We start from the raw sequence: 22214 nt of genomic DNA, 5'->3' as shown, positions 1-22214 counted from the left end.
AAGAATGAGATAGTTCAGCGGTAGAACGTTCGGCTCTTACTCCGAATGGACGTAGGTTCGAATCCTACTCTCATTCTCTGGGATAGCTCAGCGGTAGAGCGCTCGGCTCTGGACCGAGTGGACGCAGGTTCGAATCCTGTTCCCAGACGAATAGAGGATTCAATAAAAATTATATTGAATCTTTTTTTACTACGTAAAATAATTGCGTAGTAATAGTGCAACTTTATCAAATAATCCAAAGATATGGGTTCGAATCCCCTCTGTGCAACCCATAAGTCGCAGTAGTTTAAAAAAGGATAAAACATTGGATTTAGACAAAAAAAATGCTCTTGAAATCTTTTTTAAGATGTAAGATCGATAGACTATAAGATTTTGAAAAATATGAATACAAAAGAACAATACATAAGATACCCAAGCGGATTCTCAGAAGAAAAATTAGCCAAAAGGTTTGGCTTATATTGGGATAATACTATGCAAGATTGGGAGCTTGTGGTGTCCGATTTTGGCAGAATAAAAGATTTTATCAAAGTTTATCAAACGGAGTTAAATAATGATGATGATAAATTCACATTGATGGGATTAATAGTCTCTTCCTTTGATGATCATATTTCTGATTTTGATAAAGAAACTGAAGAGAATTGGAATATTTGTAAAACCATATTAGAAAAAGAATGTTATCTGCATTATTCCATAATTAAATATTGGAGTTTACCAGATGAGAAAGATATTAATAATGTTTTTTCCATAACTCCTTATATTAGGGAAGTTTGGGGAAATGTAAAAATAAAGTTTACATAGATGTTACTAAAAATTACTTCAAAAGGAAATAGTGCAAGCAACTTAGGCTTCTTACTACATAAACATCCAGATAGATATCAAATAGAACAATTACCTTACGGAGCAGTACATATGTTATATCCGGAAGTATCAGAAGAACATTGCAGTTTTGCAATGCACATAGAGATTAATAGTGTACATCTTGCTAGAACCACTAAAGAGAATTATAATGCATCTTTTAAACTGGGACATTATGTAAATGACAGATCTTATGTAGCTTCCTCTTTTCTTACCACGGCTATTTCAAAATTTTTAGGGAGTGCGCTTAATGGTAAGTGTAATAAAAGACCTGAACTTGTTGATGAAAAACTTTCTTTAGAGATAGAAGTAGCGGCGGTTAAGTCAAGAAAAGGGAAATCACAAATTATCGATTTCTTTGAACCTTTAGGGTATACTATTGATGTAGAAGAAGAGCAGTTGGATGCTTCAAACCCAGGTTGGGGGAGCAGTCCGTATTTTAATGTGAAACTACAGCATAACGAGATTATCTTAAAAGGGGCATTGACCCATCTGTATGTGTTGCTTCCTGTCCTAGATAATAACAAACATTATTATGTAAGTGAAGACGAAGTTCAAAAGTTATTAGACAAGGGAGGTGAATGGTTAAAAGACCATCCCGCAAAAGAATTGATCACTAAAAAGTACCTGAAGTTTAAAAAAAGTTACACCAGACTGGCATTAGATCAACTTATTGGAGAAACTGATGAAATCATTCCAATAGAAACTGAAGAAAAGATATCATTACATCAAATTAGATTAGAGACTGTTGCAGAAGAACTTAAAAAACTTGATATCAAAACTGTAGTGGATTTAGGTTGTGGAGAAGGAAAACTATTAAAATTGTTACTGAAGGAGAAACAGTTCGAAAAGGTGTTGGGAATGGATATATCTTATAGAAGTTTAGAGATCGCAAAAAAAAGGCTGTATTGGGATCGAATGTCAGAATATCAAAAAAATAAAATTGATTTGATTCATGGTTCATTGAACTATAAAGATGATCGTATTGCTGGTTTTGAAGGGGCGTCATTGGTCGAAGTTATTGAGCATCTTGATGAACCGAGGTTGCAAGCTTTAGAAAAAGTGGTTTTCAAATATGCAAAACCAAAAAATGTAATCATCACCACCCCAAACAAAGAATACAATGTATTGTTCGAAGGAATGTCCGTAGGGCAAATGCGCCACTCGGATCATAGATTCGAATGGACTAGGAAAGAGTTTGAAACCTGGGGGGATAGAATTGCAGAAACATTTGATTATGAGGTTTCGTATAAACCACTTGGAGAAGTGGATAAGAAGTATGGAGGGGCAAGTCAAATGGCAATTTTTAAGACGAAGAAAAATGAATAAAACGATCTATAATTTTTTTAGGGCAATTGCTATATGGACGGCAATTAGTTTTGGGGTTTATCAACTGAATAAAGTAATAGCGTATATAGTATTTGGAATATCATGTTATCTAATTTTTGAAAACTTAATAACTAGAATTAGAGACATTTTCCAATTAAAGAAATGGTATGCTAGTAATCATGGAAAGGCATTTTTTATTTATGGCAGAAAAGATCAAAAATGGAATAAACATATGGAAGATGCAATTGTCCCTAATCTAAATATGAAGTCATTTTATTGCAATCAATATGGACCAATACTTGAGTTTGAAGAATTGAGTACTATGAATATAGGGATACTAAATGGAAAAATTAAGAGTAATATTGGCTATCCTATTATGGTACAAATAGAGAATAATGATCTTAAGATTACTAATTATCGATCATTGTTTGATGATTTAGTAAAGAAAAGGAAAGATGAAGAGAAGTTCATTAGTATTATGAATAAATACGTATAAAATGGAAAAGAAAAAAATACATATACCAGAATTATCATTAGTAGTTTTAGTCGGAACCTCTGGTTCGGGGAAATCGACGTTTGCTAAACAAAATTTCTTACCTACAGAAACTGTTTCTTCAGATTATTGTAGAGGAGTAGTATCTGATGATGAAAATAGTATGGAAGCAACAAAAGATGCTTTTGAGTTAGCACATTATATTATCAAAAAGCGATTAAAACGAGGAAATCTTACAGTGGTAGATGCTACAAATGTTCAGGTAGATGCTAGGAAACCTTTATTACAAATAGCAAAAGAGTTCCATACACTTCCTGTAGCTATTGTTTTAAACATTGATAAAAAGATTTGTCAGGAAAGAAATATAGAACGTCCCGATAGAAATTTTGGAGGCCATGTGATTAGAAACCAACATAGTCAATTAAAAAGGTCTTTAAGACAATTAAAAAGAGAAGGTTTTCGATATATCCATGTGATCAATTCTCCGGAAGAAGTAGAACAGATTGAAATTGTCAAAGATAAGCTATGGAATAATAAAAGGCATATCACAGGACCTTTTGATATTATTGGGGATATTCACGGATGTTTTACAGAGCTTAAAGAATTACTGGAAAAACTAGAGTATAAAATAATTACACATAAAGACAGGGATAAGAATTACGGATATACTGTAAGTAACCCAGCTGATAGAAGAGCAATCTTTGTGGGCGATCTAGTAGATAGAGGTCCGGCATCCAATGAGGTGTTGAGGTTAGTAATGTCTATGGTCAAGAATGATCAGGCCTATGTTGTTTGTGGAAACCATGATAGTAAACTTTACAAGAAACTAAGTGGTAGAAATGTCCAAATCAAACATGGTTTGGCAGAAACCTTGGAACAATTAGAAAATGAACCTCAGGAATTTATCGATGAGTTAAAAGCATTCTTGGATAAATTGATCAGTCATTATGTCCTTGATAATGGTAAATTAGTGGTAGCGCATGCCGGATTGAAAGAAGAAATGCAAGGTAGAGGATCTGGAGCTGTAAGATCATTCTGTATGTATGGAGATACCACTGGAGAAATTGATGAATTTGGTTTGCCTGTTCGATTAGACTGGGCAAAAGATTACAAAGGCAAAGCCATGGTAGTTTATGGTCATACACCTGTGCCAGAAGCAGAATGGCTAAACAAAACAATTGATATTGATACAGGTTGTGTTTTTGGAGGAAAACTTACTGCGCTAAGATATCCAGAAAAAGAATTGGTAGAAGTGAAAGCAAAAAAAGTGTATGCTGAATCTAAAAAACCATTAGTTCCAGAAACAAATAATCTATCTGCACAACATGAAAATGATGATATCATTGATATTAAAGATGTATCAGGAAAAAGACATATCAAAACTAAATATAATGAGACAATTACAATAAGAGAAGAACACAGCATTGCAGCATTAGAGGTAATGAGTCGATTTGCTGTAAACCCAAAATGGTTAGCATATTTACCGCCTACAATGTCACCAAGTGAAACGAGCACTATTTCAAATTATCTTGAACATCCAGAAGAAGCGATCAAATATTATCAATCCAGAGGTGTGAATAAAATTGTTTGCCAAGAAAAACATATGGGCTCCCGAGCTGTATTTGTTGTGGGTAAGGATGAAGATGCTATTGCAAAAGGTTTCGGTATTACTGGAGAAGGAATTGGGAAAATATATACTCGAACTGGAAGAGGTTTTTTTACAGATTTAGAATTAGAACAAGCTATTCTTAGAAGATTCGGAGATGCATTGACTAAAAATGATTTTTGGAATACCTTTGGTTCTGATTGGGCAATTTTTGATTGTGAATTAATGCCTTGGTCAGCAAAAGCAATGCAATTGATAGAAGATCAATATGCGGCAGTTGGGTCAGCTGGTGAAATTGCATTAAAAGCAATTTCCAAACAACTAGAGAATGCAGTGTCAAAACACCCTGAACTAAATAGTTTATTGAACAAAACAAAGCAGCAGTCAAATTTGAATACTAAATTCAAAAAAGCATATAATCAATATTGTTGGGATGTAAAATCTATAGAAGATTATAAGATCGCTCCTTTTCATCTTTTGGCTACAGAAGGGGAAGTACATACTGATAAAGATCATCAATGGCATATGAATACTATTGCAGATATAACCAGTAAGGATAGCTTATTAATAGCAACGTCATATAAAGTAATTCATTTGGACAACGAAAAAGAAGTCTCAGATGCTATAGACTGGTGGATACAGCTTACTCAAAAAGGCGGAGAAGGAATAGTTGTAAAGCCTTTTGATTTTATTACTAAAGGAAAGAAAGGATTAATCCAACCTGCAATCAAATGTCGAGGTAAAGAGTACTTACGAATTATTTATGGAGCAGATTATGATACAGATATAAACTTAAAAAACCTTCGTAACAGAGGATTGTCTAAAAAACGTTCTATGGCAATACGAGAATTCAGTTTGGGTCTTGAAGCTTTAGATAGATTTGTAAATAAAGCTCCATTGAGGGATATTCATGAATGTGTTTTTGGTGTTTTAGCGATGGAGAGTGAACCAGTGGATCCTAGATTATAATTTGAGAGCCAGTTATAATTATGCTTTAAATTCTACAAAATAGGTACTTCATAAAAAAGTACCTATTTAAAGTACCCATTTGTAGGTATTTGCAAGTTTTTAGGTACTTCAAAAAAATTAAACAACTGATAATCAAAAGGGTTTTGGTGCAACCGAAATGGCTCATAACCCGAAGGTCACAGGTTCGAGTCCTGTTCCCGCTACTACATAACCTCTTCATATTGAAGGGGTTATTTTGGTTTTAGAATGTTTTTTCTTCTTGAAAACCTTCAATTTTTTAGGTTTACGTACAGCATTTACGTACAGTTTTTATTAAAGAAGTCCGATGAGAGAGATTTTTCTATACAAAAAGGTTCACTATCTAGAGTTAGTGTTTTTATTATAAAAGATTGATAGTTAGTGTTTTAATTTAAAATTAGACTTTGAAATAATCAGTACTTTTATTTATTAAAATTGTGTCCTTCGGGTGAAGTACCCGGGAGGACTCTGAAAATTATTTTTACAGACAAATTTTGAATGTTTTTATGCTTATTAGGTTAGTAAGTATGGAAATATTAAATTAGTAAGACAAACTTCCAATATATTCTCAGTTAATTCGATAGTCTCAATTTGTATCCTGGTATTATCTTGGTTTGTCTATAGATTTATTAAAAAACTTTTTAGGACTGGCTAAGTACTAACTAAGCCCACTAATGATGTACTCATAAATCTCATTGCTTTGATAGTCAATAGGATGCTCGAAACTTTTCGTTATATGCTTTGGTTTTGCTATAATTTCTCTTTCTATCATTTCATTGATGGTATTGTAGAAGTCCATAGAAGTTTTACCAACCAATAGCGGAGAAAGATTTATATCTGCTTTCCATAGTTTCAATATTTTCTCAAATCCACTTAGGTATAGATAGTCTTTGGTAAATCCACCACCTCTAAAAATCCTTGTCACTATGATGTATGCATCATTAGTTGAAACACCATGTCGATTAACTAGGAAATTGAAGCATTCAATGAAATCAGCCCCACTACACATCATATCCGTAATAACTACTCTGAATGCTATTTTTTTTAGCCTTTTCAAAGTAATGTTTCCACTTAGATATTCAGATAAAATGGCTAATCCTTCTTGGGTCATGGTATTCATTGGTAGACCAAGATTGAAAATATTTAGTTTCTCATCTGAAGAGTTTTGTGTAGTTACCATGTGTACGCCAATTTCATGTTCTATGAGTGCATTGGCTTCTTTTCTAGTGAATTTAGCATCTGGTCGAATTAAGATTGTCTTTTTTGAGTTCAGTACCATTACTTGAGAAATTACTCGCTTACTCAGTTCAATTTTACAATCGATTCCGTATTCATCTAGTGCATTTTTAAATGCGCCCATGGCTTCATCCATCGATAGAAAAGGTACTCTTTTCGGTTCACTAGGGATAGATGGCAAGTGAAGAATATATTCAGCATTGGTTAAGTCTTTTTTGCTAGGTCTTCCAAAATATCGAAGGGAGTTGTATAAGAACTTCTTTGTACCTAGAGCTGATAATAAATCAATCTTATCAAAGTAACTATTGATTACTGACTCATATAGTTCACGAATAGAAACATCAGATATATCCTGTGTTCTTAGTGTACTTAATTGCTGTTTTAGCTCAAATGGATTGATTTTAATGGGTGCATACTTAAACTTAGGAGGTTTGGCGTATTTATTTTTGATAAACCGCTTTTGTTCAGAGTTCGTGTTGATTGGATTGACGTAAGCCAATAATTCAAAACCTTTCAATAATTTGAAAAGCTTTTTATCTACAGAAACAATAGCTGGATCTGTTTTCTTATCTAATAAATGTACACTGTTTTTAGATCTCCAATTGGTGTTTTCCTCACTGAAATATTGTGCGTTATTAAGAATTGCTCGTTTTAGTTTTTGCTGTAATTCTCGTATTAATTTAGGATAATCTTCACCTGTTAATTCATTGCTATAAACTTTTTTAATTTCCGTAGCTAGCACAAGTGTATTAGAAAAGTTTTGAGTAATAAATTCAAGATTATAACCTCTACCAAAGAACACATCATTGATTGCCGTCTGATTCTCTATACCTGTTAGCGAAATAGCACTTAATTCGGCGACCCAGTTTTCAATAAATGTTTCATATTTCGCACTATCAATGCGTTCTGTACCTATATTAAAAAGTGGTACAGTCCTATCCCAACGTTGGTAGTTATAAGAGTGTAAATCATAAACGATACAAGAATCATATAGCTCTTCTAGCTTCTTGATCAATGCATGGATGACTTTGTAAAAGTTATGATGCTTTTGAAGACTTGCTTGTTTTTCTGCTGGCGTAAGTGGACGTTTCCATACTTGTTTACCCCATGCTTCATCGTAGATGCAATCTTCTGGCTTTCTATTGAGATCATACTCAAAACGAGAGTCCAATCCGACTATTGTAATAGGTAAAGAGTCGATAAATTGACCAGTATGTGGATCTTCTTCATACCATCGGTTATAATCATCGATGGCAATTTTGTTTCTTAACCGATCTCGAAGGTTACCACCATCATGAATGGCCGTACAGCAATAGGGTACATACTTATTGATTTTTATACTGAAAGAATTATCCGGAGCTATAGCTTCAAAGGTCTTCTTTTGCTCTATTAGCTTAATTATCTCACTAATTTTTAATTGCTGCATTTTCTAATAGTGTTTCAGGTCTAAAATCCTCTTTTAACTTATTTTTGCTTTTTACTACTTTTTCCAAATAGCCTAAAATCTTTTCTTGCAGTTTAACTTTATTAAGCCTATTTATGTCTGTGATTGTACCTGGACTCATTACATTGACTTCGATCAATTTACCATTAATCAAATCAAGACCTGCAAAGTAAATACCATCTCTCACCAATTTTTCACCAATCTCCCTACACAACATCTTGTCTGCTTTTGTCAATTTGTATTTTTCGACTGCTCCTCCAACTGAAATATTAGACCTTACATCACCTTGGACAGGTCTCCTTCTTAATGCACCAATAGGCTCTCCATTTAGCATCAAAATCCGAACATCTCCCTCTTCAGCACCTTCTACATATTCTTGAAGAATTACATAGTTGGAGTGATCTTTACCGTGATTAATATAAAAATCTAACAAAGAACGGATATTTTGCATGGCAGCTTTTTCAATAATGATAACGCCACTACCCCCATAACCATCCAACGGCTTCATAATCATCTTATCATTCTCTGATTCTTTGATTATGCTTAAGAGATAATCAATGTTTTTAGAAACATATGTAGCAGGTATAAGCTCATGATTAGGGTCGAAGTAGGCGGCAGTATAAATCTTATTATTAGCTTCTCGTAATCCATCAATTGCATTGATAATAAAAACGTCATCTTTTATAGAGTCCAAGAAATTCAAAACCAAACCATCTAATGGAGGGTTGTCACGCATAAATATTACATCAAACTCATTCAACGCTCTCATTTCAGACTTAAATTCTACTGTCTTATAAAAAGAAGTCATACTTTTAGAGAGTTTTTCTTTGAGTGATATGTTCTTACACAAACTAAGAGTAATACTATTTCTAATAGTCAAGTTAGAAGGATCGGTAATTGAAACCTCATGACCTCTTTTAACAGCTTCATGTATGATTCTGATTGTAGAATCTTGTGATGGACGGACTTCTTCCCAAGGATACATGATAAAGCATATTTTTATTTTCATATTTTTTTTTCGTGATTAAAGAAGTAAATTTTGTCTTTTATAAAAGTATTTTACATTTACTGTTCTAACAATTCTAAACCAATAATAGTTCTAATTATATACTCTTGTTCGTCACCATCTTCCTCAATTTCAATTTCGATTTCAGAATTAAAAATGATGTTAAAGGTTTTTCCCACATATTTATTATTACTTAAGTTGTATTTTTTAAGCATTTCAGGGGTAATTCTAGGAAAAGAAATGGTATCTTCTTTATTATGTCCATTTAGATAGGTAAAAGTGAAATTTTCCTCATCAAAATTATCAAAAAAACCTTTAATAGTTTCAGTGCCTTTATCAATATCTTTTTGTGCTTGTACTGTATATATGCCAAGAAACATTGTAAACATTACGAACACTACTTTTTTTAAGTTTTTCATTGTATTAAATTATAAGTTTTTAATCAATTTGTAATCCAAAATTTTAACCTCCTATCTAGATAAAAATCTTGTTTAATACGTCTATTTTTTCGTGGCAATACCAACTAGTACTAATAATGTCGCGTATCATTTTGTTCTTTTTTAGTCTAAATTCTTTGTTCATATTTTGCATAGCTACTGCTATGCAAAACAATCACTGCCTTATCAATTCAAATTGATATAATAAACTTTAAGCTAGTTCTAATTTTTCAATCTTATATGTGATAAAATCGTCATCGTCATCATCTCTATATTCTGAATACGTGATTTCAAAACTTTTACCTTGAAATTTATCTGTTTTTAGATCGAATTTGTTAATCGCAAACTTTGTTATTCCTTCAAATATTAAAATATCTCCGTTATCCATTATAAATTGATAATAACCGTTATAGTATTTTTTAAATACACCATACTCAACACTTTGATTAATAATAGAGCTTTTCATCTACGCGTTTTTTAGTGATTAAGTTTACAAGGGTTAAAAAGTTCTTTTACTACCTTCTTATCTGATTTGCCAAGAAATTTTGCAGCTTCTTTCCAATGTACCCATTTTATATTTTTAAACTTATGTGGTTCTGCAAGTGCAAATGGTTTATAATAATCGTCGCAAATGAAATAATGCTTGGGAACCCTTTTTGTATCCTTTAAATCAATTGTGACTGAACAATGATATATCAAATCTTCTTCAGCTAATTCAACAGCAGTTTCTTCAAGTGTTTCCCTAATAAGTGCTACTTCTGGGGATTCTTTTCCTTTTAAAAACCCACCAATAAGTCCGTATTCTAACTTGTCTTTAAGTTTTTGGAAAACCAGAATTTTTTCTCCTTGAAACACGATTAATCTGGATTTCTCTTTATGCTTTTTTATACGCATATCTGGTTATTTAATCTTTGTTAATTTTAAAATAATTTACTTACTCTTTAACCATATGATAATTCGTTAAAACGGAATCCACTTCTTTTTCTCTTTTTTCAATTTGCAACGTAAATTGTCATAGTTCTTCGTCAATTAATTGAAAATAAGGTTTAGATGCTTTTTGTATTTTAATTTTTTACAATTGACAAATCCAGAATATTTTTTGCTTTAGCTAGTTTACGTTCTTCACTTCTTATTATTCTTAATTTGTTGAATGTGCTATTTTATAAATTTGAGTATGAATAAAACTAAGATCACGATGACTATAATAATCCATTTAAGTTTACTACTTTTTCTATGTACCGTAATATGCTTAAAGAATTCTAGGTTTTCTTTTACAATGTTTAGCTTCTGGCTTATAGTTTTATGCTTATCATTTACCTCAAATTTTTTCTTGAGTTCAGTATTTAGTTTAGTAAGCGTTTCATCATCCGAAACAGCACTAGGAGAATCAAATATGTAAAGATTTTCAGAAATCTTATTTTTGGAATTTAAAACCTTTTCAACGAAATGTTTATGTTTTTTATCATCTGTATATAGTCTTGTCCTTTTTGTCTCTATAAAATTAGTGTATTGTGCTGTGTCTTCAATAAGTTGCTCTGCAATGCCTGTATAATAGTCTAATAGTACTGATTGTGATGCATTATGCATTACCAAGCGTATTTTTTCAATATTATTATCTATTAGATGAACACTTTCAAAATCTATACGAAAGGACTCGGCATCTATAATTATATCTATAGATTGGGTTAAAGAACTATCTATAAGCTTTGCATGTGTAGTAAATTTAAATAACTGTTGTCTCAGTTGATCCAGTTCGTTTGAAGCGAAATTAAAAACACAAAGAATACCGTATTTAAAAATATAAGCATATTTCTGGTTTTCAAAATCGAAAAACAATTCATCTCTATTAGAAAATAGAAGTGTTTGTTTAAAGTGATTTTTGCAGGCATCTATATCTATACTTTCTGCAATTTGTAGCGCAAAGGCGTTTTTTTTCATGATAAATATTTTATATAACTCCTTGAGCAAGCATTGCATCTGCCACTTTTACAAATCCAGCAATATTTGCACCTTTTACATAGTCTACATATCCTGTATCATCCATTCCATATTCCAAACAAGAAGCATGAATACTAGACATTATTTGTTGTAGTTTTTGATCAACCTGCTTACGAGTCCAATTGTAGCGTAATGAATTCTGAGTCATTTCTAGGCCTGATGTTGCTACTCCTCCAGCATTAGATGCTTTACCCGGTGCGAAAAGAATTTTTGCCTTATGAAACTCAGCAATAGCATCTGGAGTACTTGGCATATTTGCACCTTCACTTATACAAATACAACCGTTTTTGATTAAAGCTTTAGCGTCTTTGCCATTAAGTTCATTTTGTGTTGCACAGGGTAGTGCAATATCGCAAGCAATATCCCAAGGTGTTTCATCTTGAAAGAATTTAGCTGATGGATATTTTTTGACATATTCGTTAATCCTGCCTCTAACAACATTTTTAAGATGGATCACATATTTTAGTTTTTCCAAATCGATACCATTTTCATCATAAATGTACCCTGAAGAGTCTGATAACGTTACCACTTTTCCACCTAACTGAATTACTTTTTCGGCAGCGTACTGAGCTACATTACCCGAACCAGAAATAGAAACTATTTTTCCTTTAATAGAATCTTCTTTAGTGGTTAACATGTTTTCGGCAAAATATACGGTTCCGTATCCTGTTGCTTCTGGTCGAATTAATGAGCCACCCCAGCTTAATCCTTTTCCAGTTAAAACTCCAGTAAATTCATTTCTAATTTTACGGTACATACCAAATAAGAACCCAATTTCGCGACTTCCTACGCCTATATCTCCTGCGGGTACATCTGTATTTGGTCCTATATGTCTAAAAAGTTCTGCCATAAAGTTGTGACAAAACCTCATAATTTCAGCATCAGATTTATCTTTAGGATCAAAGTCAGATCCTCCTTTTCCCCCACCCATTGGTAATGTAGTCAAACTATTTTTGAATACCTGTTCGAACGCCAAAAATTTCAGAATACTCAGATTTACAGTAGGATGAAAACGTAACCCTCCTTTATATGGCCCAATAGCAGAATTCATTTGAATACGATATCCTCTGTTTACGTGAATTTTCCCATAGTCATCTACCCAAGAAACACGAAAAGTAATTACTCTCTCTGGTTCAACCATTCTAAGAAGGATATTTTTACCATCATAAATTTTCTGAGAGGAAATAAATGGGATTACAGTTTCTGCAACTTCTTGTACAGCTTGTAAAAACTCAGGTTCGTGAGCATTTCTGACTCTTACCTCTGCCATAAAAGCTTCTACTTGTTCTTTCATTGAAAATTTAATTTTAAAATAAGTAATAAGAAAAGGAGTACCCACGATACTATCGTATGAGTACTCTAATCCCAAGTTGAATTTGAATTATTCTTCTAGAGATGGCTCATCTGTTTCTTCTTCGAATTCTTCGAATTCACTTTCTTTATCTTGGTTATCTTCATCGTTATCATCGTGATCTTCCATAGCGGTAACAATATGCTTACTGACTTTCACAAGATATAAGGTATCCTCAGTTTTTACTTCTACACATTCTACGATTTCGTTTTGTGCATTTCTAAACGTAATAATATCTTTATCATCATATCCATCAGGATACTTTATTACCAATAAATCTAGAATAGTATTGGTTAACTTTTTGAAGTCAACAATAACCTTTTTTAAATGGTTGTTTTTTGAAGTTTTCATATCTTTTACATATCTAATAAATAAGCAAATATTAATGGTGCTACAATGGTGGCATCTGACTCTATAATGAATTTTGGAGTATCAATATCTAATTTACCCCAAGTGATTTTTTCATTTGGTACTGCTCCAGAATAAGATCCATAACTTGTTGTTGAGTCACTTATTTGACAGAAATAATTCCAGAATGGTGTGTCTGTACGTTCCATATCTTGATATAGCATTGGCACCACACAAATAGGAAAATCTCCTGCAATACCACCACCTATCTGGAAAAATCCGATACCATTTTCAGAATTATCGGTATACCAATCTGCAAGAAAGGTCATATACTCGATTCCGGATTTTATAGTGCTTGCTTTAAGCTCTCCTTTCAACACATAGCTAGCAAAGATGTTCCCCATTGTACTATCTTCCCATCCTGGAACTACCATCGGTAAATTGGCTTTTGCCGCAGCATACATCCAACTATCCTTAATGTCAATTTCATAGTACTGTTCTAATACACCAGACAATAACATTTTGTACATAAACTCGTGTGGAAAATAACGCTCTCCTTTTTCTTCAGCATCTTTCCAAATCTTAAAAATATGTTGCTGTAATCTTCTAAAAGCTTCTTCTTCAGGGATACAGGTATCCGTAACACGATTTAATCCTTGTTCTAGTAAATCCCATTCTTGTTTTGGGGTTAGATCACGATAATTAGGAACACGCTTATAATGACTATGTGCTACCAGATTCATAATATCTTCTTCCAAATTTGCACCTGTACAGGAGATAATATGTACTTTGTTTTGACGTATGATTTCTGCGAAAATTTTACCTAATTCAGCTGTACTCATTGCTCCTGCTAGAGATACTAACATTTTTGAGCCATTATTAATTTGGGCTTCATATTCTTTGGCCGCATCTACTACAGAAGCAGCATTAAAATGCAGATAATATTTCTCTATAAATTGTGAAATAGCTCCTTTATCCTTCATGCTCATCGTCAGAAAATTTTAAGTGGCTAGTTTTATCATTGCCTTTAAGGGCATATAAATTTTCATTTGCGTCATCAACATCTTGTTCAGTAAATTTGTAACTCAACATTTTATAGTAGAGTTTAGCAGCAGCAAAATCAGAAGATTTATCATCTTTATTTGGACATAATTCTACAATATCAAATCCAACTACATTTTTTTCTTCAAATATTTTCTTAAGAAATTCAAGGGTTTCATACCATAACAATCCTCCCGGTTCTGGTGTTCCAGTTGAAGGTAAAATAGAAGGGTCTAAAGCATCCAGGTCAAAAGTGATATAGACATTATCAGTCATTAATTCGGTTGCATTGTCCATCCAATAATCATCGGTTGCCATTTCATGAGCGAAAAAGACATTTTCTTTGTTCATTACTAATTGTTCTGAAGCATCCATACTGCGAATCCCAACTTGAATAAGATTAGTGTTTTGATTAGCCTCATAAAGTGCACAAGCGTGATTGTACTTAGAACCTTCATATTCTTTTCTTAAATCTGCGTGGGCATCTATTTGTATTACTGTTAAATCATTGAAACACTCATCAAATGCACGTATAGCTCCTATAGAAATAGAATGCTCCCCACCAAAAAGCGTAACAAACTTGTTGCGTTTAATATTGGTTTTTACAGTATCGTGTACTGTAGTGACCATTGCGTCTGGTGAGCTTTTTTCGTCGATGGGTTGAGAAAGATAAATACCTTGTTTGTATACTTCGCTCTCCGTTTCTATATCATAAAGCTCCATATTCTCTGAAGCGTGTAAAAATGCTTCAGGACCTTTGTCTGCTCCTTTGCCCCAGGTACTGGTTCCATCATAAGGAACAGGAATCAATACTACTTTTGATTTGTCATAGCCAGCATATTGTTCTGGAATTCCGGCATATGTTTTCTTAGTTTCCATTTTAAAAATGTTTGGATTTAATGATTTAGGTTAGTTAGAATTTATAATTATTTCTTTTTGTGAATGTTCTAAAACTTCTTCTTTTGCTATTTTTTGATATCCAAGAATAGATAATAACTGTTCTGAAGTTTGTTGTGGTGCAAAAACTTCTGTAGTTACCTTTCCATTCTGATCACGATCTATCAAAATATGCTTAGGCTGTGGGATTAAGCAGTGTTGCAATCCTCCAAAACCACCAATGGTCTCCTGATATGCACCAGTATTGAAAAAACCAATATATAATGGTTTGTCTTTTTTGTATTTTGGTAGATATATGGCATTCATATGTTGTTCTGAATTGTAATAATCATCACTATCACAGGTTAATCCACCGAGTAGTACGCGTTCATACTCATCATCCCATCTGTTTACGGGCAACATCACAAAACGTTTGTTTATTGCCCATGTATCTGGCATTGTTGTAATGAAAGATGAATTGATCATATTCCATTTTTCGCGATCGTTTTGCTGTTTTTGATATAGTACTTCGTAAATAACACCACCACTTTCACCAACTGTAAAACTTCCAAATTCCGTGAAAATATTTGGAACATCTACTTGTGCTTCTTCACAGGAAATTTGGATTTGATTAATAATTTCATTGATTATATACTGATAGTCATAGTCAAAGGCCAAAGAGTTTTTTATCGGGAAACCTCCGCCTATATTTAAGCTATCTAATGATGGGCATATTTTCTTAAGACTTATATATACTTTTAGACATTTTTGTAATTCATTCCAATAGTAAGCAGTATCGCGAATGCCCGTGTTGATAAAGAAGTGAAGCATTTTTAGTTTCACTTTTGGGTTATTCTTGATCTGATTATTATAAAAGGGTACAATATTACGATACCCAATTCCTAATCGAGAAGTATAAAACTCAAACTTTGGTTCTTCTTCAGAAGCAATACGTATACCGACTTGAAAATCTTTGTCAATTACATCACTTAATAGATCCAGTTCTTCGTAATTATCAATGATAGGAATACAATTGTGGTGTCCGTTATTGATCAATCGGGCTATGTTTTGTATGTATTGGTCACGTTTGAAACCATTGCTAATCACATAGGTATCATCATTGATTTTACCTTGTGTTTTTAAGTTTTCTACAATATCAATATCAAAAGCGGAAGAGGTTTCTATATGAATATCATTCTTAAGGGCTTCGTTCAATACGTGTTGAAAATGTGAGCTTTTCGTACAATAACAATAGTTATAATTCCCTTTATAATCATTTGACTTAATAGCGTTGTTAAACCAGCTTTTTGCTCGATTAATATTTTCTGATATTTTGGGTAGGTAAGTGAGTTTTAAAGGCGCACCATATTGAGCAATCAATCTCATAAGGTCAATGCCGTGAAACTGTAATTGGCTATTCTGGAGCGAAAACTCTTCCTGTGGAAAATGGAAGGTCTGTTCGATCAAATCGATATATTTTGTTTTCATTATGATGTGTTTGAAAAATTAGAAATTGATACATAAGAAATTGCGAAAGCAATTAGTTTCAATCTAATCTCATACACGAAAAATAAAAACAGTGTAGGGCACGAACTGTATTCGTTCCAATAGTCTAAGTATAGTATATACTTTAGAAGTCAGCCTGAGAATTCGGTTCCTCATCCCTGAGGCAGCTTTTGGAGTAGACTTCTTTATGCTCCTAAGCCCGAATCTGAAAAACGTTTTCATTTATATAGGCAATACGTCCTTTATATAAAACGCATTATTATTTAATCAAATGTAATAAAAAAATGATATCAAAAATTTTTTTTAATTTTTTTCCTGGTTTTATTATTAAGAGTGACTTAATCTAATTACAGAAAACAAAACAATATCTAATTTTATCCTTTGTAATCTACTTTTCTACCTCATAAAACGATGATTTTTTTATAAATACTGGTACAAAGGAAATAGTAATTTTTAGTAAAAAATATTAAATAGGTACTTCATAGAAAAGTACCTATTTTAAGTACCCATTTGTAGGTATTTGCAAGTTTTTAGGTACTTCGAAAAAGATAAGACACTGATAGCTAGGACGGTTTGAGTGCGACCGAAATGGCTCATAACCCGAAGGTCACAGGTTCGAGTCCTGTTCCCGCTACTAAAGATAACCTCTTGATTTTGAAGAGGTTATTTTTGTTTACAACTGTTTTTTCTTCTTGAAAATCTTCAGTTTTTCAGATTTACGTACAGTATTTACGTACAGTTTTCATCAAAAAATACGATGAGAGAGGTTTTTCTCTACAAATAGATTTACTTTCTGCAGTTAGTTTTGTTGGGTGAAGTTCTTGTTATGTAGTGTTTTACGCATCATCTAGATTTTTAGCTTTATCTAAGGTTTTATTTTTTATACTCGTGTCCTTCGGGTGAAATGCCCTATAGAGCTTAAGATAATCATTGAATTGTGAGATCAAGCTCAATTGTTGTGTTTATGCAAATATTCTGGTTAATTTAGGATCAAGATCAAAAGTTGTGTTTATGCCAATATTCTGATTAATTTAAAAGGAAGAATTCCACTTTTTGAACTCCTATGAAGAGAACTCTAAAACCATGCCTATTTAGTCATCAAATACACTATTAATTTCAAAGTGGTTCTGTCGCATTAATTTCACTCTTTTAAATATACTAAAGTTTGAAGCTTCTAAATTAGTTCCATGTACAAACACCATCGATATCCTGATATCATTATTCAACAAGCGATATATTTCAAATTTCGATTTAGTTTAAGTTACCGTGATATTGAAGAGTTGATGTCTATTAGAGGTGTAAAAGTTGACCATTCTACAATCCAACGGTGGGTATTTAAGTTTCCTAAAGGAATAGAACACAATATGAATACTCGTAAACGGCAACTAACAGATAGTTGGAGACTTGATGAAACGTATATCAAAGTAGGCGGTAAGGATAGGTATTTATACCGAGCAGTTGATAAACAAGGAAACACTATAGATTTCCTATTAACAAAACGTAGGATGAAAGGTTCTGCTCAAAAGTTCTTGAGTAAAGCTATTAGAAATAACGGCAAGCCTAGGATAATAAATATTGATAAGAGTGGAGCTAATACAGCTGGAATACGGACTTGGAATAAAAGGAGTTTAACTTCAAAAAAGATAAAGATTCGACGAGTCAAATATCTCAACAATATTGTAGAACAGGATCATCGTAGTATAAAAAGAAGAATTGCAATTACCACAGGATTTAAAGAATTCGAATCAGCACAAAGAACACTCGCAGGAATAGAAATCATACACATTATTAGAAAAGGTCAGATTTTGAATCCTAAAAATTCAAAGTTTAAAACGTTTTGTTCATTGGCTGCTTAAAGAGTAAGTTTCTTTCAAAATTATATCTTCTTCGAGATAATGCGACAGAACCTCTAGCATCGGAATACCTTGTATATTAACCGGTTCGTAATCAAAAGTTACCCAAGCTTGTGCGTTTTTTACTGCTACTTTAAAAGTTTTAAATTCTGCGGTATTCATTTTCTTTGTTTTTAGGTTATTTAATTATCCCTGAACATCTTTGATATTGAATTTTTTCATTTATTATTATATAAACATCGTTTACAACATCTTTGTTTTTTACAAGCCAAATAATGTTTATAATATTAGAGCACATTGATTGCCTAATTGTATTAGCATTAAAACTCTTCAGCCTAGGTAATCTTTTCTTGTAAAACGTTAGTATTTCCTTTTTTCCTTTATAAGTACTTTCTCTGTTAACAAATAGAGCATCAGCGGCATAATTATCTATCACAGCAAATGGATTTAAAGTTTTTATTGCTTTAAGATGATCATCAAAAACTTCATGTGGCTTTTTCATCATTATTATCAGTTTTAATTTGATAGGATAAAGTTACCACTACAATCAAGTTTTGATTGAGTAAAAAATGAAGTAATTTAAGTAAAAAATAGAGTTTATAAATATAAGAAAAACCTATTCTAAAGTTGCTCGAAATGCTCCAATAGACATTCCTTTATAAGCAGTAAAGGTCTTATCTAAATGACTACCATCTATAAAACCAAGTTCTAAAGCAATTTGCGAAAGATGCATATCTGTATGTTGTAAGCGTGCTTCAACCAGTTTTAATTTATAATTGAGTTTATAACTCTTAAGGCTAATATCCATATGTTTCTTAAAATATTGTCCAATATAATTGCTGGAAATATTGAATTTTTCTGCTATAGATTTGTTTGAAAGCAGAGTTGGCTCAAAAATATGATGATGAATATAATTGATAATTTCTTGAATTTCTAAAGACGGTTTTTTTGAAAACTTAAGAAGATCTATCTGGTTTGAGTTTCGTGTAATGAGATGTAATATTGTAGATAGCATATTTTGAATTATGATGGTGTCATAAGTTTCACTTTCTCGATTTTCATCACAAAGCATTGTTATAAGCGAAACCAGATTTTTTTTATCTGATTTTGATCGAAATTGAAATTCTCCTTTTTGCTTTTCGTTATTTAAAACAACTTCAATTCTTTGAAACCAGTCATTAAACTCAGGAGATAAACCATCTTTAGTGGTTGTACAAAAAAAATTTCTTAAGAACTTAATAGAAGATCCTGTAGTAGGCGTATCTACCCGTACTTGATATATGTCATTTGGAATGAAAAGGAAAAAACTATCAGCGTAATATGAGTAATCTTTTCCATTAACTTTTATTACACCACTCCCTTCTTTAAAGTATACAATCTCAAAAAAACGAATATTCGTGTATTCACAAAACTCAAAAAAATTCATTTTTTGAAAATCTAGAATTACAATATTCTTAAAAATTGTTCTTGGCATAATGATAAATATATTTCTTTTTCGAATATTCTTATTTTTTTCGATTTAAAAAGGGGGACACATAAAGGTATGTTAAAGCAACCTCCTTACCAAATTTATTAATTGTTTTTCACTAGCATCCGGAAGTTTGTATAAAATCAACACCGAAATATTATAAATATCGGCTAAGTTCTAAAAAGCATATTATTTACTACTATGTTTTTAAATTCCATCCAGGCAGTATTGGAAGCAAAGGCTATAGCTGCTACGGTTGCCATTTTACTGGTTGAATTTTTTATTTTTTCTAAGACTAAAAACCAATTCAGATAATTCTGAAGGTATTTTGTTGCCACTCCATTGAAGGGCTCCATAAATTTCCTTAGACGCATATCCATATTATTCACATTTTGTACGTGATATATTTTGTCAACAGCTCTTTGACCCTTCGAAGCATTAAATTTTTTGTGTGCTACCTTCTTGTCTTTTGCAAATGCAGTATAGCTTCTGTGACTGTCGCTACAAAGGGTTTCTACTTTAGCCAACTTCCCTTGTAATATAGTCTCCAAGTCACTTTTACTAATGCGACCTCTGGTAGCTACTTTGAAATCTTTGTTCCCTGATCGGTCACAACTGGCTATCACAGCTACTTTTTCATTACTGAGACCAGCTTTACTTGCCTTTGCGCCACGTTTTCTAGCAGGACGATCCAAATTTCGATTCCCTTTTTCAGAGTAAGCAAAGAAAAGATCATCACTCTCTAGGATTCCTTGGAATTCATCCACACTTACGCTCCCAAAGGAGACAAGTAATTTGTGCCTCCAATCAAAAGAAGTCTGAATAGAAATCCCTGTTTCTTTGGCACTCTTGCGAATACTATATCCAGAGAGTAAACAGAATAAATAACGATTAACTTTGTCTTTCTTCTTGAGGTTGTACCAGAACTTACCGGTAGTTTCACTAAAGTTTTTATGACAAGTATTACAAACATAGCGCTGTACTCCTTTGAGCTTACCATTAGCCTTAATTTTATTGCACTTACAATGAGGACAGCTTATGGCTTTACTCTGATTGCTATCAATCAGGGCTGAACCCTCAGTAGAGATCTCCAATAATGTGGAAACAATTTCTGATTGAACCAAAGCCGATGAACTAATGAAAAAATCTCTAAAATCTTCTGGTATCATTTCTCCGTTTTTATAAAGTAAAGATAAAACATATTCTAATTAGAACTTAGCCTAAATATCTAATTACAATGTTATTATTATTTAGATGGGTATTGTTCTTATTTTCCTAGCATAGTTCCAATTGTCAGATTGAGTTTGTCTAAATCTAATTGAAAATCATAGGTTTAAGAACTTCGGCAAGCTCAGCTTGACATATAAGAGGAAAGAAAATAAAAACTTTCGGATGCTAGTGACATGAAATATAAAATTAAAGCATACCCATAATCCGGGTTAGATGTGCTTTTTTGATTTAACTAGCCATCCCCTGAAAATTTGTTATTCAAACTTAACATACGTTGATTTTATTGGTGTTTCGAGAGATTTTATATTTGGAAATCTTTTTTAGGTTTAAAAGCGTATACTAAAAAACATACAACCGAAAATCAACTATTTGGATTTTGTGATTTAGTTCAATTTCATCTTTAAAAAAAAACGGGGGATGGCTAATTTGATTTAAGAACAGGTTTTCTTAAGATATGATAGGTTTTACTGATACGAGTTATTTGAACAAAAGCTTTCTGACTTATAAGATGTGACAATTGGAGCATTTAGACCAACTTTAAAATAGATTTGGCTGTATTAGATCTAAAAACTTCGTTTTTTACATAAATAACTTCATTTTATACATAACAAGGTTTTGATTGTTATAATATTTTTATGATATCAAATTAGAACAAATATAAAAAACAACCCTGCAATTATAAAACTTTTGGCGAGTCAGTAATTGTAAGGATTTGAATAACGATAATTTTAAAACAAACCACCATTATGAAATTCCTATTTTTTATATCAAAAGATGCATCTTTTTTATACAAAAAACCTACACAGGTCGCATCCAAAAACAAGTTGATAACTCACCTAATTACAGAGCACTAGTTTTAATAGTAATGGTTACCATTTTGATGGGAGCGTATTCTTTTATTACATATTCATTTTTAGAAACTTTTTCGGTGCTAATTGAGAATAAGCCTTACCATATTATAAAGAAAAAACCAGGAAATGTTACTAGTAAAAGCGATAGCAAACATGCTTATAAGTTTGCAATGGCATGTAACTTTTCAAAAACAGTTTTCTGTAAAAAAAAGCAATAAAAAATTCAGAAACTGAAAGCACTCTAAAAGAGAGCGTTTTACCATTGGTCGAACTAAAACTGTATTCCGTCGAACTAAAAA

General features: G+C 32.3%; 21 protein-coding genes and 2 tRNA genes. 8 read left to right on the top strand and 15 right to left on the bottom strand.

Translation table 11 applies throughout. From position 1 onward, the window contains the following. Positions 1 to 2: 2 nt before the first annotated feature. The 6 genes from ATE84_RS00360 (at position 3) to ATE84_RS00335 (ending at position 5252) form a co-directional block, all read left to right on the top strand. Positions 3 to 77: transfer RNA gene (locus ATE84_RS00360), tRNA-Lys, on the top strand. Next, a tRNA-Gln gene (locus tag ATE84_RS00355) sits at positions 77 to 148 on the top strand. Before ATE84_RS00360 ends, ATE84_RS00355 begins: the two co-directional genes overlap by 1 nt. 233 nt (positions 149 to 381) lie before the next feature. Beyond that, on the top strand, positions 382 to 798 hold the full coding sequence (locus ATE84_RS00350; protein WP_101444871.1) for a hypothetical protein: 417 nt from the start codon (positions 382 to 384) through the stop codon (positions 796 to 798). Then, positions 799 to 2184 (top strand): 3' terminal RNA ribose 2'-O-methyltransferase Hen1, encoded by a 1386-nt coding sequence (locus tag ATE84_RS00345; RefSeq protein WP_101444869.1) that lies wholly within the window; start codon positions 799 to 801, stop codon positions 2182 to 2184. Next, a complete protein-coding gene (locus ATE84_RS00340) occupies positions 2177 to 2680 on the top strand; it encodes a hypothetical protein (protein ID WP_101444867.1) in 504 nt (167 codons plus the stop codon). Before ATE84_RS00345 ends, ATE84_RS00340 begins: the two co-directional genes overlap by 8 nt. A gap of 1 nt (position 2681) precedes the next feature. Continuing rightward, on the top strand, positions 2682 to 5252 hold the full coding sequence (locus ATE84_RS00335; protein ID WP_101444866.1) for a polynucleotide kinase-phosphatase: 2571 nt from the start codon (positions 2682 to 2684) through the stop codon (positions 5250 to 5252). A 676-nt stretch (positions 5253 to 5928) separates the two neighbouring features. On the opposite strand, the gene ATE84_RS00330 is transcribed toward ATE84_RS00335, so the two are convergent. From ATE84_RS00330 to ATE84_RS00280, 11 genes are all read right to left on the bottom strand, one after another. Beyond that, the gene (locus ATE84_RS00330; RefSeq protein ID WP_101444864.1) at positions 5929 to 7932 is read right to left on the bottom strand and encodes a flavohemoglobin expression-modulating QEGLA motif protein; all 2004 of its coding nucleotides are present in this window, start codon (positions 7930 to 7932) and stop codon (positions 5929 to 5931) included. Beyond that, positions 7913 to 8959, bottom strand: coding sequence for a glutathione synthase (gshB, locus tag ATE84_RS00325; RefSeq protein WP_101444862.1), 1047 nt, complete (start codon positions 8957 to 8959; stop codon positions 7913 to 7915). Before gshB ends, ATE84_RS00330 begins: the two co-directional genes overlap by 20 nt. Before the next feature lie 56 nt (positions 8960 to 9015). After that, positions 9016 to 9375 carry a hypothetical protein gene (locus tag ATE84_RS00320; protein ID WP_101444861.1) on the bottom strand — a complete coding sequence of 120 codons (360 nt, stop codon included), beginning with the start codon at positions 9373 to 9375 and terminating at the stop codon, positions 9016 to 9018. Positions 9376 to 9604: 229 nt separating this feature from the next. Next, positions 9605 to 9859 (bottom strand): hypothetical protein, encoded by a 255-nt coding sequence (locus ATE84_RS00315; protein WP_101444859.1) that lies wholly within the window; start codon positions 9857 to 9859, stop codon positions 9605 to 9607. A gap of 11 nt (positions 9860 to 9870) precedes the next feature. Continuing rightward, the gene (locus ATE84_RS00310; protein WP_101444858.1) at positions 9871 to 10287 is read right to left on the bottom strand and encodes an NUDIX hydrolase; all 417 of its coding nucleotides are present in this window, start codon (positions 10285 to 10287) and stop codon (positions 9871 to 9873) included. 261 nt (positions 10288 to 10548) lie between these two features. Continuing rightward, the gene (locus ATE84_RS00305) at positions 10549 to 11331 is read right to left on the bottom strand and encodes an RMD1 family protein (RefSeq protein ID WP_158237143.1); all 783 of its coding nucleotides are present in this window, start codon (positions 11329 to 11331) and stop codon (positions 10549 to 10551) included. Positions 11332 to 11341: 10 nt separating this feature from the next. Beyond that, positions 11342 to 12685, bottom strand: coding sequence for an NADP-specific glutamate dehydrogenase (gene gdhA, locus ATE84_RS00300; RefSeq protein WP_101444855.1), 1344 nt, complete (start codon positions 12683 to 12685; stop codon positions 11342 to 11344). 87 nt (positions 12686 to 12772) lie between these two features. Further along, a complete protein-coding gene (locus ATE84_RS00295; RefSeq protein WP_101444853.1) occupies positions 12773 to 13093 on the bottom strand; it encodes a hypothetical protein in 321 nt (106 codons plus the stop codon). A gap of 5 nt (positions 13094 to 13098) precedes the next feature. Further along, complete coding sequence (locus tag ATE84_RS00290; RefSeq protein ID WP_101444852.1) at positions 13099 to 14073, bottom strand: deoxyhypusine synthase family protein; 975 nt, start codon at positions 14071 to 14073, stop codon at positions 13099 to 13101. Next, positions 14063 to 15010, bottom strand: a complete 948-nt coding sequence (speB, locus tag ATE84_RS00285; protein ID WP_101444850.1) for an agmatinase — start codon at positions 15008 to 15010, stop codon at positions 14063 to 14065. The genes ATE84_RS00290 and speB overlap by 11 nt, the downstream gene beginning before the upstream one ends. A 30-nt stretch (positions 15011 to 15040) precedes the next feature. Continuing rightward, positions 15041 to 16495, bottom strand: a complete 1455-nt coding sequence (locus tag ATE84_RS00280; RefSeq protein ID WP_101444849.1) for an arginine decarboxylase — start codon at positions 16493 to 16495, stop codon at positions 15041 to 15043. A 1205-nt stretch (positions 16496 to 17700) separates the two neighbouring features. Between ATE84_RS00280 and ATE84_RS00275 the strand changes: the two genes are divergently transcribed. After that, the gene (locus tag ATE84_RS00275) at positions 17701 to 18369 is read left to right on the top strand and encodes an IS6 family transposase (protein ID WP_101444847.1); all 669 of its coding nucleotides are present in this window, start codon (positions 17701 to 17703) and stop codon (positions 18367 to 18369) included. Here ATE84_RS00275 and ATE84_RS25950 read toward each other — a convergent pair. From ATE84_RS25950 to ATE84_RS00260, 4 genes are all read right to left on the bottom strand, one after another. Next, positions 18355 to 18528: a hypothetical protein gene (locus ATE84_RS25950; RefSeq protein ID WP_158237142.1), complete on the bottom strand. Its 174-nt coding sequence runs from the start codon at positions 18526 to 18528 to the stop codon at positions 18355 to 18357. The two genes, ATE84_RS00275 and ATE84_RS25950, sit on opposite strands and share 15 nt — an antisense overlap. Positions 18529 to 18544: 16 nt before the next feature. Next, the gene (locus ATE84_RS00270; protein WP_101444845.1) at positions 18545 to 18871 is read right to left on the bottom strand and encodes a hypothetical protein; all 327 of its coding nucleotides are present in this window, start codon (positions 18869 to 18871) and stop codon (positions 18545 to 18547) included. A gap of 111 nt (positions 18872 to 18982) precedes the next feature. Then, on the bottom strand, positions 18983 to 19840 hold the full coding sequence (locus tag ATE84_RS00265) for a helix-turn-helix domain-containing protein (protein WP_101444843.1): 858 nt from the start codon (positions 19838 to 19840) through the stop codon (positions 18983 to 18985). A gap of 164 nt (positions 19841 to 20004) precedes the next feature. Then, entirely contained in the window at positions 20005 to 21003 is a 999-nt protein-coding gene (locus tag ATE84_RS00260; RefSeq protein WP_101444842.1) for an IS1595 family transposase, read from the bottom strand. Between the two features lie 773 nt (positions 21004 to 21776). Here ATE84_RS00260 and ATE84_RS00255 point away from each other — a divergent pair. Beyond that, positions 21777 to 22133, top strand: a complete 357-nt coding sequence (locus tag ATE84_RS00255) for a hypothetical protein (RefSeq protein WP_101444840.1) — start codon at positions 21777 to 21779, stop codon at positions 22131 to 22133. Positions 22134 to 22214: the final 81 nt, after the last annotated feature.

It is taken from the genome of Aquimarina sp. MAR_2010_214 (genome assembly GCF_002846555.1).
Classification (GTDB): Bacteria; Bacteroidota; Bacteroidia; order Flavobacteriales; family Flavobacteriaceae; genus Aquimarina.
This window is presented reverse-complemented; position numbering and strand designations above follow the sequence as displayed.

What these genes read in the sequence shown, in the direction of transcription:
- ATE84_RS00350 (WP_101444871.1), top strand. Translation starts at nt 382, where the DNA reads ATGAATACAAAAGAACAATACATAAGATACCCAAGCGGATTCTCAGAA.
- ATE84_RS00345 (WP_101444869.1), top strand. Translation starts at nt 799, where the DNA reads ATGTTACTAAAAATTACTTCAAAAGGAAATAGTGCAAGCAACTTAGGC.
- ATE84_RS00340 (WP_101444867.1), top strand. Translation starts at nt 2,177, where the DNA reads ATGAATAAAACGATCTATAATTTTTTTAGGGCAATTGCTATATGGACG.
- ATE84_RS00335 (WP_101444866.1), top strand. Translation starts at nt 2,682, where the DNA reads ATGGAAAAGAAAAAAATACATATACCAGAATTATCATTAGTAGTTTTA.
- ATE84_RS00330 (WP_101444864.1), bottom strand. Translation starts at nt 7,932, where the DNA reads ATGCAGCAATTAAAAATTAGTGAGATAATTAAGCTAATAGAGCAAAAG.
- gshB (WP_101444862.1), bottom strand. Translation starts at nt 8,959, where the DNA reads ATGAAAATAAAAATATGCTTTATCATGTATCCTTGGGAAGAAGTCCGT.
- ATE84_RS00320 (WP_101444861.1), bottom strand. Translation starts at nt 9,375, where the DNA reads ATGAAAAACTTAAAAAAAGTAGTGTTCGTAATGTTTACAATGTTTCTT.
- ATE84_RS00315 (WP_101444859.1), bottom strand. Translation starts at nt 9,859, where the DNA reads ATGAAAAGCTCTATTATTAATCAAAGTGTTGAGTATGGTGTATTTAAA.
- ATE84_RS00310 (WP_101444858.1), bottom strand. Translation starts at nt 10,287, where the DNA reads ATGCGTATAAAAAAGCATAAAGAGAAATCCAGATTAATCGTGTTTCAA.
- ATE84_RS00305 (WP_158237143.1), bottom strand. Translation starts at nt 11,331, where the DNA reads ATGAAAAAAAACGCCTTTGCGCTACAAATTGCAGAAAGTATAGATATA.
- gdhA (WP_101444855.1), bottom strand. Translation starts at nt 12,685, where the DNA reads ATGAAAGAACAAGTAGAAGCTTTTATGGCAGAGGTAAGAGTCAGAAAT.
- ATE84_RS00295 (WP_101444853.1), bottom strand. Translation starts at nt 13,093, where the DNA reads ATGAAAACTTCAAAAAACAACCATTTAAAAAAGGTTATTGTTGACTTC.
- ATE84_RS00290 (WP_101444852.1), bottom strand. Translation starts at nt 14,073, where the DNA reads ATGAAGGATAAAGGAGCTATTTCACAATTTATAGAGAAATATTATCTG.
- speB (WP_101444850.1), bottom strand. Translation starts at nt 15,010, where the DNA reads ATGGAAACTAAGAAAACATATGCCGGAATTCCAGAACAATATGCTGGC.
- ATE84_RS00280 (WP_101444849.1), bottom strand. Translation starts at nt 16,495, where the DNA reads ATGAAAACAAAATATATCGATTTGATCGAACAGACCTTCCATTTTCCA.
- ATE84_RS00275 (WP_101444847.1), top strand. Translation starts at nt 17,701, where the DNA reads ATGTACAAACACCATCGATATCCTGATATCATTATTCAACAAGCGATA.
- ATE84_RS25950 (WP_158237142.1), bottom strand. Translation starts at nt 18,528, where the DNA reads ATGAATACCGCAGAATTTAAAACTTTTAAAGTAGCAGTAAAAAACGCA.
- ATE84_RS00270 (WP_101444845.1), bottom strand. Translation starts at nt 18,871, where the DNA reads ATGATGAAAAAGCCACATGAAGTTTTTGATGATCATCTTAAAGCAATA.
- ATE84_RS00265 (WP_101444843.1), bottom strand. Translation starts at nt 19,840, where the DNA reads ATGCCAAGAACAATTTTTAAGAATATTGTAATTCTAGATTTTCAAAAA.
- ATE84_RS00260 (WP_101444842.1), bottom strand. Translation starts at nt 21,003, where the DNA reads ATGATACCAGAAGATTTTAGAGATTTTTTCATTAGTTCATCGGCTTTG.